The 11,845-nt window shown below is 69.2% G+C and carries 14 protein-coding genes; 1 reads left to right on the forward strand and 13 read right to left on the reverse strand.

Annotated elements, in window-relative coordinates; all coding sequences use genetic code 11:
* Positions 1–37: 37 nt before the first annotated feature.
* The 12 genes from ACRQ4C_RS10100 to ACRQ4C_RS10155 all read right to left on the reverse strand — a co-directional run bounded on the left by ACRQ4C_RS10100 (position 38) and on the right by ACRQ4C_RS10155 (position 10,196).
* Positions 38–805, reverse strand: coding sequence for a YaaA family protein (locus tag ACRQ4C_RS10100; protein ID WP_439690895.1), 768 nt, complete (start codon positions 803–805; stop codon positions 38–40).
* A complete protein-coding gene (locus ACRQ4C_RS10105; RefSeq protein WP_022905158.1) occupies positions 802–1,065 on the reverse strand; it encodes a F0F1 ATP synthase subunit epsilon in 264 nt (87 codons plus the stop codon). Before ACRQ4C_RS10105 ends, ACRQ4C_RS10100 begins: the two co-directional genes overlap by 4 nt.
* A 1-nt stretch (position 1,066) precedes the next feature.
* Complete coding sequence (gene atpD, locus ACRQ4C_RS10110) at positions 1,067–2,521, reverse strand: F0F1 ATP synthase subunit beta (protein WP_290131577.1); 1,455 nt, start codon at positions 2,519–2,521, stop codon at positions 1,067–1,069.
* 47 nt (positions 2,522–2,568) lie between these two features.
* The gene (locus tag ACRQ4C_RS10115; RefSeq protein WP_290131576.1) at positions 2,569–3,471 is read right to left on the reverse strand and encodes a F0F1 ATP synthase subunit gamma; all 903 of its coding nucleotides are present in this window, start codon (positions 3,469–3,471) and stop codon (positions 2,569–2,571) included.
* The gene (gene atpA / locus ACRQ4C_RS10120) at positions 3,472–5,100 is read right to left on the reverse strand and encodes a F0F1 ATP synthase subunit alpha (protein ID WP_290131575.1); all 1,629 of its coding nucleotides are present in this window, start codon (positions 5,098–5,100) and stop codon (positions 3,472–3,474) included.
* A gap of 109 nt (positions 5,101–5,209) precedes the next feature.
* Positions 5,210–6,004 carry a F0F1 ATP synthase subunit delta gene (locus ACRQ4C_RS10125; RefSeq protein ID WP_439688570.1) on the reverse strand — a complete coding sequence of 265 codons (795 nt, stop codon included), beginning with the start codon at positions 6,002–6,004 and terminating at the stop codon, positions 5,210–5,212.
* Positions 6,005–6,006: 2 nt separating this feature from the next.
* A complete protein-coding gene (locus ACRQ4C_RS10130; RefSeq protein ID WP_290131573.1) occupies positions 6,007–6,552 on the reverse strand; it encodes a F0F1 ATP synthase subunit B in 546 nt (181 codons plus the stop codon).
* Between the two features lie 9 nt (positions 6,553–6,561).
* Positions 6,562–6,798 carry an ATP synthase F0 subunit C gene (gene atpE, locus ACRQ4C_RS10135; RefSeq protein ID WP_027465781.1) on the reverse strand — a complete coding sequence of 79 codons (237 nt, stop codon included), beginning with the start codon at positions 6,796–6,798 and terminating at the stop codon, positions 6,562–6,564.
* Positions 6,799–6,857: 59 nt separating this feature from the next.
* Positions 6,858–7,718: a F0F1 ATP synthase subunit A gene (gene atpB / locus ACRQ4C_RS10140; RefSeq protein ID WP_439688571.1), complete on the reverse strand. Its 861-nt coding sequence runs from the start codon at positions 7,716–7,718 to the stop codon at positions 6,858–6,860.
* A gap of 104 nt (positions 7,719–7,822) precedes the next feature.
* On the reverse strand, positions 7,823–8,302 hold the full coding sequence (locus ACRQ4C_RS10145) for a hypothetical protein (protein ID WP_290131572.1): 480 nt from the start codon (positions 8,300–8,302) through the stop codon (positions 7,823–7,825).
* Positions 8,299–9,525 (reverse strand): MraY family glycosyltransferase, encoded by a 1,227-nt coding sequence (locus tag ACRQ4C_RS10150; protein WP_290131571.1) that lies wholly within the window; start codon positions 9,523–9,525, stop codon positions 8,299–8,301. The genes ACRQ4C_RS10145 and ACRQ4C_RS10150 overlap by 4 nt, the downstream gene beginning before the upstream one ends.
* A complete protein-coding gene (locus ACRQ4C_RS10155; protein ID WP_290131570.1) occupies positions 9,522–10,196 on the reverse strand; it encodes an L-threonylcarbamoyladenylate synthase in 675 nt (224 codons plus the stop codon). Before ACRQ4C_RS10155 ends, ACRQ4C_RS10150 begins: the two co-directional genes overlap by 4 nt.
* A gap of 38 nt (positions 10,197–10,234) precedes the next feature.
* On the opposite strand from ACRQ4C_RS10155, the gene ACRQ4C_RS10160 reads away from it, so the two are divergent.
* A complete protein-coding gene (locus tag ACRQ4C_RS10160) occupies positions 10,235–10,894 on the forward strand; it encodes an HAD-IA family hydrolase (protein ID WP_290131569.1) in 660 nt (219 codons plus the stop codon).
* A 59-nt stretch (positions 10,895–10,953) separates the two neighbouring features.
* Here the strand turns inward: ACRQ4C_RS10160 and prmC are convergent, their stop codons facing one another.
* On the reverse strand, positions 10,954–11,829 hold the full coding sequence (gene prmC, locus ACRQ4C_RS10165; protein WP_439690896.1) for a peptide chain release factor N(5)-glutamine methyltransferase: 876 nt from the start codon (positions 11,827–11,829) through the stop codon (positions 10,954–10,956).
* Positions 11,830–11,845 lie beyond the last annotated feature (16 nt).

The raw sequence follows: 11,845 nt of genomic DNA on the forward strand, positions 1-11,845 counted from the left end.
GATCAGGCACACCCCTCCTGTGCAGGAACGACCAGCGTCAGGTGCGGACGGTCTCGAGGGACTCGGCCACGAGGTCCCACCCCTCCGACGTGCGCTCGACGACCACGCCGTGTTCGTCGGCCCACGCGACCAGCTCGTCCACGGTCGAGACGTCTGCGCGGGTCCGCCCGAGCAGCGAGACGAGGCGACCCTTCGCGGTCTTGTTCCAGTGGTTGAGCGCCTTGCGCCGACCACTGCCGTCCACGCTCACGACGCGAGGTACGAGGGCGGGCACGGGACCGAGCTGGCGGTACCCCTCGGAGCGGAGGTCGAGGACGAACCCGTCGGACCGCGAGGCGAGCGCGCCGGACGACACCGTCGGCCAGTGCGAAGCGAGCCGGAGCGTGCCGAGCCGCGAGTCGTGCGACAGCCGGTACGCCGGGATCGCGTCGCCCGCGCCGATCGGCCCGAACATCGCCGACTGCACGACGACGTGGTCGGACCACCACCGACGGGTCTCGTCGTCCGCCGACTGAGCGTCGAGCGGGTCGTAGAGCACCCCGGTGTAGCGGTCGATCGCCGGCATCGTCGGCGCCGTGTCCAGCACGAGGTTCCGGAACCGCTCGGCGATCGACTTCGGACCGAGCTTCAACGCCGTCCGGGCGGAGTCCTCCTCGGAACTGACGGAGCGGGCCGCGGTGATCACCGCGGCCCGCTCGTCGGACAGTTCCGGGAAGCTGAGCGCACGCAGGTCGAGCGTGCGGCTCGGGTCCCCGCCCTCCCGCTTCGTCTCCGAGGGCGGGAGGAGGACGGTCAGTCCGGTCAGGACGCCAGCGCGGCCTGCCGCGCCACGATCGTGACCGTGTCGTGCTCGACCGACAGGAAGCCGTCGGCGGCGTCCGCGGTCACCGTCGAGCCGTCGGCCCGGGTGATGCGGACCTGGCCCTCGGCGAGGGTCGCGAGCAACGGCTCGTGCCCCGCGAGGACACCGATCTGGCCCTCCGTCGTGCGAGCGACGACCATGGTGGCGTCGCCCGACCAGACCTCGCGGTCGGCCGAGACGACGCTCACGGTGAGTGCCGCCATGTCAGCGGTTCTCCTTCTGGATCTGCGCCCACTTCTCTTCCACGTCGTTGATGCCACCGACGTTGAAGAACGCCTGCGTCGCGACGTGGTCGAATTCGCCGTCGGCGATCGCGCGGAACGACTCGATGGTGTCCTTCAACGGGACGGTCGAACCCTCGACGCCCGTGAACTTCTTCGCCATGTACGTGTTCTGCGAGAGGAACTGCTGGATACGACGAGCGCGCTCGACCGTGATCTTGTCCTCTTCGGAGAGCTCGTCGACACCGAGGATCGCGATGATCTCCTGCAGTTCCTTGTTCTTCTGCAGGATCTGCTTGACACGCGTCGCGGTCTCGTAGTGGTCGGCGCCCAGGTACCGGGGGTCCATGATCCGCGACGTGGAGGTCAGCGGGTCGATGGCCGGGTAGAGACCCTGCGACGCGATCTCACGGGAGAGCTCGGTCGTGGCGTCGAGGTGCGCGAACGTGGTCGCCGGCGCCGGGTCGGTGTAGTCGTCAGCCGGCACGTAGATCGCCTGCAGCGAGGTGATCGAGTGACCGCGCGTCGAGGTGATGCGCTCCTGGAGCACACCCATCTCGTCGGCGAGGTTCGGCTGGTAACCCACGGCGGACGGCATGCGGCCGAGCAGCGTCGAGACCTCGGAACCGGCCTGCGTGAAGCGGAAGATGTTGTCGATGAAGAGGAGCACGTCCTGCTTCTGGACATCGCGGAAGTACTCCGCCATCGTCAGCGCCGACAGGGCCACGCGGAGGCGCGTTCCCGGCGGCTCGTCCATCTGGCCGAACACGAGGGCCGTCTTGTCGAAGACCCCGGCCTCTTCCATCTCGCCGATGAGGTCGTTGCCCTCACGGGTGCGCTCGCCGACACCGGCGAACACCGACACACCACCGTGGTCCTGCGCGACGCGCTGGATCATCTCCTGGATGAGGACCGTCTTGCCGACGCCCGCACCACCGAAGAGGCCGATCTTCCCACCCTGCACGTACGGGGTGAGGAGGTCGATCGACTTGATGCCCGTCTCGAACATCGAGGTCTTGGACTCGAGCTGGTCGAAGGCCGGAGCCTTGCGGTGGATCGGCCAACGCTCGGTGATCTCGAGCTGCTCGTCGGTGTTGAGCACGTTGCCCAGCACGTCGAAGACCTTGCCCTTGGTGACGTCACCGACGGGGACCGAGATCGGAGCGCCGGAGTCACGGACCTCCTGGCCACGGACCAGACCGTCGGTCGGCTTCAGGGAGATGGCGCGGACGAGGTCGTCGCCGAGGTGCTGCGCGACCTCGAGGCCGATCTCCTGCGACGAGTCACCGATGGTGACGGTCGTGTGCAGGAGGTTGTAGATGTCGGGGATGGCGTCGTGGGGGAACTCGATGTCGACGACGGGACCCGTGACACGGGCGATCCGGCCGACACCGGGCGCCGACGACGTCTCGACCGCGGTGGTGGCGGTGTCGGTCATGGCTGGTGCCTTCCTGAGGGTGGGTAACTGTCCGCGAACGACGCGGACTACTTCTTCTTCGACGAGAGGGCGTCGGCGCCGCCGACGATCTCGGAGATCTGCTGCGTGATCTCGGCCTGACGAGCGTTGTTCGCGAGGCGGGTGAAGTCACGGATGAGGGAGTCCGCGTTGTCACTCGCCGACTTCATCGCCTTCTGCCGGGCGGCGTGCTCGGAGGCAGCCGACTGCAGCATGGCGTTGAAGATGCGGCTCTCGATGTAGACCGGGAGCAGGGCGTCGAGCACGGCGTCCGCGTCGGGCTCGAACTCGTACAGCGGGAGCGGCTCGTCGTTCGACGGCGCCTCGACGCCCTCGACGACCTCGAGCGGGAGCAGCCGGACGACCTGCGGCTCCTGCGTCGCGATGCTCACGAAGCGGTTGAAGACGATGTGGATCTCGTCCACGCCGCCCTCGGCCGTGTCCTGGAGGAACTTGCCGACGACCGCGTCGCCGATCTCCTTGGCCGTCGAGAACTCGGGCTGGTCGGTGCCGCCGACCCACTGCTGCTCGGACGGGCGCTCACGGAAGCCGAAGTACCCGACCGCCTTGCGGCCGACGAGGTAGAACACGACGTCCTTGCCCTCGCTGCGGAGAAGAGACGCGAGTTCCTCACCCTGCTTGAGGACGTTCGTGCTGAACGCACCGTTCAGACCGCGGTCCGAGGTGAACAGCACGACGGCGGCACGCGTCGACGACTCCGGCTCGGTGGTCAGCACGTGGTCGACGTTGGAGAACGTCGCCACGGCCGACACCGCCCGCGTCACGGCCCGCGAGTACGGACCGGACGCGGCCATGCGGGCCTGTGCCTTCTGGATCCGCGACGCCGAGATCAGTTCCATCGCGCGCGTGACCTTCTTCGTGGTCTTCGCGGACTTGATCCTCTGTCGGTAGACCCGGACCTGCGCTGCCATCTAGCGACGACCCTTGACGATCTGCTCCTGGTCGACGTCCTCGGCCGACGCAGCCTCGAACTGCTCCGAGCCGAGCGTCTTGCCGTCGCTCGTCTGGAAGCCCTTCTTGAAGGCGTCGATCTCGCGGTCCATCGCGGCGACGGTCTCGTCGCTGAGCTGGTTGGTCTCGCGGAGGGTGGTGAGGACGTCCGAGTTGCGGCGGAGGTGCTCCAGCAGCTCCGATTCGAAGCGCAGGACGTCGGACACGGGGACCTCGTCGAGCTTGCCGTTGGTGCCGGCCCAGATCGAGACGACCTGCTCCTCGACCGGGTACGGCGAGTACTGCGGCTGCTTGAGGAGCTCGGTCAGGCGCGCACCACGGTCGAGCTGACGGCGCGACGCCTGGTCGAGGTCGGACGCGAACATCGCGAACGCCTCGAGCGAGCGGTACTGCGCGAGCTCGAGCTTGAGCGTGCCGGAGACCTTCTTGATCGACTTGACCTGCGCGTCACCGCCGACTCGGGAGACCGAGATGCCCACGTCGACCGCCGGACGCTGGTTGGCGTTGAAGAGGTCGGACTGCAGGAAGATCTGGCCGTCCGTGATCGAGATCACGTTGGTCGGGATGTACGCCGACACGTCGTTCGCCTTGGTCTCGATGATCGGGAGACCCGTCATCGAGCCGGCGCCCAGGTCGTCCGACAGCTTCGCGCAACGCTCCAGCAGACGGGAGTGCAGGTAGAAGACGTCGCCCGGGTAGGCTTCGCGGCCCGGCGGACGGCGGAGGAGGAGGGACACGGCACGGTAGGCCTCGGCCTGCTTCGACAGGTCGTCGAAGATGATCAGGACGTGCTTGCCGCCGTACATCCAGTGCTGGCCGATGGCCGAGCCGGTGTAGGGGGCGAGGTACTTGAAGCCGGCCGGGTCGGAGGCGGGAGCGGCGACGATGGTGGTGTACTCCATCGCGCCGGCGTCCTCGAGCGCGCCCTTGACGGAGGCGATCGTGGAGCCCTTCTGACCGATGGCGACGTAGATGCAGCGGACCTGCTTGTTCTCGTCGCCGGAGTCCCAGTTGGCCTTCTGGTTGATGATCGTGTCGATCGCGATGGCCGTCTTGCCGGTCTGGCGGTCGCCGATGATCAGCTGACGCTGGCCGCGGCCGACGGGGATCATCGCGTCGATGGCCTTGATGCCGGTCTGGAGCGGCTCGTGGACCGACTTGCGGGACATGACGCCCGGAGCCTGGAGCTCGAGGGCACGACGACCCTCGGCTGCGATCTCGCCGAGACCGTCGATCGGGTTGCCGAGCGGGTCGACCACGCGACCGAGGAAGCCGTCGCCGACGGGGGCCGAGAGGACCTCGCCGGTACGGGTGACTTCCTGACCCTCTTCGATGCCGTCGAACTCGCCGAGCACGATGGCGCCGATCTCGTCCTCGTCGAGGTTCTGCGCGAGGCCGAGCGTGCCGTCCGCGAAGCGGATGAGCTCGTTGGCCATGACGCCGGGGAGGCCCTCGACGTGCGCGATGCCGTCACCGGCGTCGGTGACGTGCCCGACCTCGGCCGTGGAGGCCTTCGTCGGCTCGTAGTTCGAGACGAAGTCCTTCAGGGCATCACGGATCTCATCGGGGCTGATGGTGATGTCTGCCATGGGATTTTCCTTGTTGGTTTCCGGGGCCCTTCGGCTCCGAGAGGGTGATGCTGCCGTGACGACGACAGTTCCCGTTGTGGACTTGGGTGGGGCGGCTTCGACCGTACGCTCAGCCGGCCAGCTGGAGCCGGAGCTCCGCCAGGCGCGTGGACACGGTGCCGTCGATGACGTCGCCGCCGATCTGCACCCGGACCCCGCCGACGACCGAGGGGTCGACGACCTGGTTGATGCTGATGTCCTTGCCGTACCGCTCGCCGAGGCCGCGGGCCACGCGGGCCGACTGTCCGGCGTCGAGCGGCGTCGCGGTGATGACCGTCGCGACGAGCTTGTCCGCCTGGTCCGCCACGATCCGGCTCGCCTCACGCACCAGCTCGCCGATCCGACGACCGCGCGGCTGCTGCACGAGCGCCGAGAGGATCGTCACGGTCTGCTGCGACGCCTTGGAGCCGAGCAGCCGCTCGACGAGCGCGCCCTTCTCCGCCGGACTGCCGAGCTTGGTGCCGAGCGCCAGCTCGAGGTCGGCGTCCGAACGGACGGCGGTCTCGAAGGCGAACAGCTCCGACTCGATCGAGGTGCCCGTCCCCGCGGTGGCGGCGACGGCGCGGATGCCCGCGTCCTCGATGCCCGCGAGCAGGTCTTCCTGCGACGACCAGCGCGAGCCGGCCACCGCGGTCAGGACCGCACGCGTGGCGTCCGACTGACCGGCGAAGACGCGGTCGATGAGGACCTTCTTGCCGGCCGGGTCGGCCGTCGGGTCGGACAGCAGACCGAGCAGCTGCGGCGCACCGGCGATCGCACGCCCGGAGGCGAGGATCTCGGCACCCGTGGCCAGGTCGGCGCTGCTTCCGAGGTCGGCGAGCACCGCCCTCGTGGACGCGAGTGCTTCCCTGGTGGCGCTGCGCATGCTCAGCGCTCCCCGGCCTTGGAGGCCTCGAGGTCCGCGAGGAAGCGGTCCACGACGGCGTTCGACTTCGCGTCGTCCTTGAGGGACTCGCCGATCACACCGGACGCGAGGTCCAGCGCGAGCGAGCCGACCTCGGTGCGGAGCGACTGGAGCGCGCTCTGGCGCTCGGCCTCGATCTGCGCCTGGGCGTTGGCGGTGATGCGCGCGGCATCGGCAGCAGCCTGCTCGCGGACCTCGTTGCCGATCGCGGTCGCGTCGGCACGGGCCTGCTCACGGATGCGCGATGCCTCGGCACGCGCCTCCGCCAGCTGCTTGTTGTACTCGTCGAGCGCAGCGGCGGCCTGCTCCTGAGCTGCCTCCGCCTTCTTGATGCCACCTTCGATGGCCTCGGTGCGCTCGTCGAGCATCTTCGTGATCCGCGGGATGATGACCCGCCAGAAGACCAGGAGGATGACGACGAACGCAACCAGCGACCACACGATGTCGTACACCGGCGGGATGAGGGGACTGTGCGTCTCCTCCGCCGCGATGATCAGTGCGTTCTGCATCGACTGGCCTTAGTTGGTGAAGATGAAGTACGTCGCGATACCGATGAAGGCGAGGGCCTCGGTGAAGGCGATACCGATGTACATGAGGGTCGTCAGGCGGCCCTGGAGCTCCGGCTGGCGAGCGACGGACTCGATCGTCTTGCCGACGACGATGCCCACGCCGATGGCCGGGCCGATCGCCGCGAGGCCGTAGCCCACCGTCGCGATGTTGCCGTTGATCTCCGCGAGAACGGTCGTTGCGTCCACGTGTGTTCCTTTCAAGTGCGGCCCGGCGGATGCCGTGCCGTATGGGGGGTCAGTACAGGTCAGTGCTCGTCAGCCAGCGCGAGCTGGATGTACACAGCGGTCAGCAGCATGAAGACGTACGCCTGCAGCAGCGCGACCAGGATCTCGAAGAAACTGAACGCGATGCCGAACGCGAGCGTCCCGACGCCGAAGAGCTTGAAGGCACCCTCGGTGTCGAACAGGAAGAACTGCGTCGCTGCGAAGAACAGGACGAGCAGCAGGTGGCCGACGACCATGTTCATGAGGAGTCGGAGCGTCAGCGTCACCGGACGGAGCACGAAGGTCGAGACGAGCTCGATCGGCGTCACGATGATGTAGAGCGGCCACGGCACCCCGGGCGGGAACAGCGCGTTGCGGAGGAACGCGCCCGGGTGCTTCCGGAGGCCCGCGTAGATGAACGCCACGTAGGCGACGATCGCGAGGATCATCGGGTACGCGATGCGGCTGGTGCCCTGCAGGTTGAACCCGGGGATGAGACCCGTCAGGTTCAGGAACAGCACCGAGAAGAAGATCGTGGCGAGGAGCGGCAGGAAGCGCTTGCCGTCCTTCTCGCCGAGGTTGTCGAACGTGTTGCGACGGACGACGTCGAACGCGTACTCGATGAGCGCCTGACCGCGACCGGGGACGAGCTTCAGCGAGCGGGTCCCGACGATCCCGATGATCAGCAGCACCGCGACGGCGATGAAGCGGATGATGACGAGGCGGTCGATCTCGAACGGCGTCCCGGCGAAGAAGATCGCGTCAGGGAAGAACTCGTTGATCGACGGACCGTGGAACTCGGCGGCCTGGCTGCTCCCCGCCGCGACGGGGTTGACCGCAGCGGTGAGGGACAGGGGAAGAGCGTGGGATAGCAGCGCTGTCTCCTGTGTCGGCGCGCGCACACACGGCACGCGATGGTGGACTTTGTGGAGGCTCGTCCGCTCCGAGCGAGGCTCCGGACGCGGACTTCGAGAAGCCTATCAGGTGCGAGAGGCTTCCCGGGCTCTCAGTCGCGGGTGTCGTCCTTCTCAGGTTCCGAGGAGGAACCGGGCAGCGACACCCCGATCGGGACCCGCGCCTTCGCGACCGCGACGACGTCGATGACGAGCGACCCGACGACCCCGACGATGATCACGACCGCGAGGATCGGGAAGTCCACCCACGCACGGTCGCGCAGCGCCACGAGCACGACGATGAAGAGCACGAACTTCAGCAGCCAGGTCCCCATCACGATACCGAAGAACGCACCGGAGATCATCTGCCCCTTGGAGACCCGGAGCGCGACGAGCACCGACAGTGCAGTGAGTCCGAGGAACACGACGCTCAGCACGGCACCGAGCAGGCCACCCGCCAGCCCGGGCGTGCCGGCGACGAGGAGCCCCACGACTCCCCCGACGACGGCGAGGGCGACCGCGAGCAGGCCCGCCCAGACGAGGATGCGGCGGAACACCGGCCGGACGTGGTCGAGCGCGTTCGGTGCGGTCACGTGATGTCTCCAGGGATCGTGCGGTCGTTGGCGGCCCGGTCGAGCGGGTCGAGGCTGGCGTCCACCACGGCGGCGGAGCGGTTGGCGGTCTGGGCGGCGATCTCGGTGCGCTTGCGGCCGAGCGGGGCGAAGGTGGCGACGGCGCACACCGTGAACCCGACCGCGACGAACGCCACCACCCAGTACCAGTCGACGAAGAGGAAGAGCAGGCAGCCGAACGCGACGGTGGCGGTCCAGGCGTAGAAGATCAGCACCGCGTGGAAGTGCGAGTGCCCCATGTCGAGCAGGCGGTGGTGCAGGTGCTTCCGGTCGGCCGAGAACGGCGACTTCCCGGCACTGAGCCGCCGGGTGACCGCGAGCCCGAAGTCGAGGATCGGCACGATGAGGATCGCGAAGGGCAGCAGGATCGGGATGAACGCCGGCAGCAGGGCCTGGCGTGTCTGCACGGCCGCGGGGTCGATGTTGCCCGTGACGCTCACCGCGCTCGTGGCCATGAGGAAGCCCACGAGCAGCGCACCTGCGTCCCCCATGAAGAGCTTCGCCGGGTGCCAGTTCAGGATGAGGAAGCCGAAGCACGCCCCGACGAGGACCGCGGTCAGGAGCGACGGCAGGTTGAAGAAGAACTCCGTCTGCTGCACGACGCGGTTGATGAAGAACGTGTAGAGGAAGAACACCCCGCCGGCGATGATCGCCACCCCGGCGACGAGCCCGTCGAGCCCGTCGATGAAGTTCACCGCGTTCATCACGAGCACGACCGCCAACACCGTGAAGATGAGGCTCATGTAGGACGAACCGACTCCGAGCGTGTTCCCGATCGGCAGGGAGACGATCGCCACGCCCTGCCACGCCAGGATGCCGGCGGCGATGATCTGGCCCGCCAGCTTCGTCATCCAGTCGAGGTCCCAGATGTCGTCCGCGACGCCGAGGACCACGATGATCGTCGCTCCGCCGAGGACGGCGAGCACGCGCCCCGGTTCGGAGAACACGAGCCGGAAGTAGTCGGTCCCGGCGATCGACGGGAACAGGAACCAGGCGGCGAGCATCGCCACGATGACGCCGAGGTACATCGCGATCCCGCCGAGCCGGGGCGTCGGGGTGCGGTGCACGTCACGCTCGCGGACCTTCGGGTACCACCGGAACCGGACGCCGAGCTTCCACACCAGCCAGCTGATGCAGAAGCTCACGACCGCGGCGATGGCTCCCGCGAGCAGGTAGTACTTCACGCGATCAGGTCGGCTCCGACGACCCGCGCGATCTCGTCGTCGGGGATCACCCCGTGCCGCACGATCGTCAGCTTGTCGCCGGTCGAGAGCCCGGTCGCGTCGACGATGGTCGAGCCGGTCGACGCGGCGAACCCGTCGTGCACCTCGATCGGGCCGCCGTCGAGGTACACCGAGACGCTCTCGCCGAGCATCCGCTCCGCGGCGTCGACGTCCATCGCGGCCGGGTCGCCGGTGCTGTTCGCCGAGGAAACCGCGAGCGGCCCGACCTCCTGCAGCAGCTCGAGCGCGATCCGGGAGTCCGGCATGCGGAGCGCGACGGTCCCCCGGGTCTCGCCGAGGTCCCAGTCGAGCGACGGCTGTGCGCGGAGGATGACCGTGAGGCCACCGGGCCAGAACTCGTCGACGAGGTCGCGCACCTGCTGCGGCACCTCGCTCGCGAGCGCGTCGAGCGTGGGCGGCCCCGGGATGAGCACCGGCGGCGGGGACTGCCGCGTGCGGCCCTTCGCGTCGAGCAGCCGCTGCACGGCGGCCTGGCTGAAGGCGTCCGCGGCGAGGCCGTAGACGGTGTCGGTGGGGACGACGACGAGCTCTCCCCGTCCGAGCGCGGCACGTGCGAGCCGCATCCCGGTGAGGAGACCGTCGTTGTCGGTGCAGTCGTATCGGGAGGCCATGACTCGCACGATGATAGTGCGACACAATGGGTGGCATCGTGAACGAGACCGCCGTGCCCCCGCTCCTCTTCCTGTTCGACATGGACGAGGTCCTCGTCCGCTACGACTGGCGCGTGCGGATGGAGGCCCTCGCCGAGTTCACCGGACACGACTTCGCCGAGCTCCGCCGCCGCTGGTGGGACTGCGGGAACGAGGCCAGGGCCGAGGCCGGCCACTGGCCCGACGGGGACGCCTACCTCGCCGCGTTCGAGGACGCGATGGGCTGCGACGTCCCGGAGTCCGAGTGGGCACGCTTCCGCGGCGCGGCGATGACCGAGCTGCCCGAGCGGGTCGAGGCGGTCAGGATCGCGGCCGAGCACGGGCGCGTCGGGCTGCTGACGAACAACGGTCCGCTCGCCGGGCGCTGGATCGCGCGGTGGGTACCGTCCCTCGCGGCGGTCTTCGGCGACCACCTCGACACGACGAGCAACTTCGGTGCACGCAAGCCCGAACCCGAGGTCTTCCTGCGGGCGCTCGAGCACCACGGCGTCCCGGCCGAGCGCACCTTCTTCGCCGACGACATGCCGGTCAACGTCGAGGGCGCGCGGAGCGTCGGCATCCACGCCGTCCTGGTCGAGGAGCACACCGATCTCCGCGAGGCGGTCCGCGCCTTCGTCGCGGAACAGGAGCAGGAGCGGGTCGCCTCCCCCGTCGCCTGATCGACGCGCCGCGTCACGACCGGCCGGGAGGCACGGCTCGCGTCCGCCCGCGGGTCGCGTCAGCGGGTGGCCGTCGTGGTGCGGTCGCGGCCGGTCAGGTCGACGTGCGTCTCCGGGGAACGGAACCCCCGCGCGGCGAGGACCTCGCGGACGCCCGCACCCTGCTGTTCCGCGTGCTCGACGACGAGCAGGCCGCCGGGCACGAGGAGGCGCCAGGCGGTCTCGGTGAGCGCACGGACGGCGTCGAGGCCGTCCGCTCCCCCGTACAGCGCGAGCGACGGGTCGTGGTCCCGGACCTCGGGGTCGACCGGCACCATGTCGTCGGGGACGTACGGCGGGTTCGACACGACGACGGAGACGGTGCCGTCGAGCTCGGGCAGCGCGTCGGCGAGGTCGCCCTCGACGAGCCGGACGGTGCCGCCGTGGGCGTCCACGTTGCGTCGGGTCCACGGCAGGGCCTCGGGTGAGCGCTCGACCGCGTACACGACCGCGTTCGGCACCTCGGTGTCCATCGCGATGGCGATGGCACCGCTGCCGGAGCCCAGGTCGACGGCCACGGGCGCGGGCAGCGCGGTGGCGCGGAGCGCGTCGATGCCGAACTGCACGACGCCCTCGGTCTCTGGTCGCGGGACGAACACGCCCGGTCCCACCGCGAGCGTGAGGGCACGGAAGTGCGCCTCGCCCGTGATGTGCTGGAGCGGCTCGCGGGTGGTCCGGCGAGCGACCGCGTGACGGAAGCGCTCGACGTGCTCCGGTGCGATCGCTCCCCCGGTCAGCGCCCGGGCCTGGACGGCGCCGCGCGAGGTGTCGGTCGCCCAGGCGAGCAGGAGCTCGGCGTCGACCAGTGGAGTCGGGACACCGGCACCGTCGAGCGCCGCGGTCGCCTGCTCGAGCAGGCGATCCGCAGCGAACGGGACGGGAGTGTCGGCGGTGATCCGAGCCTCCCGGCGG

The sequence above is a fragment of the Curtobacterium sp. SP.BCp genome (assembly GCF_051903255.1).
Lineage (GTDB): Bacteria > Actinomycetota > Actinomycetes > Actinomycetales > Microbacteriaceae > Curtobacterium.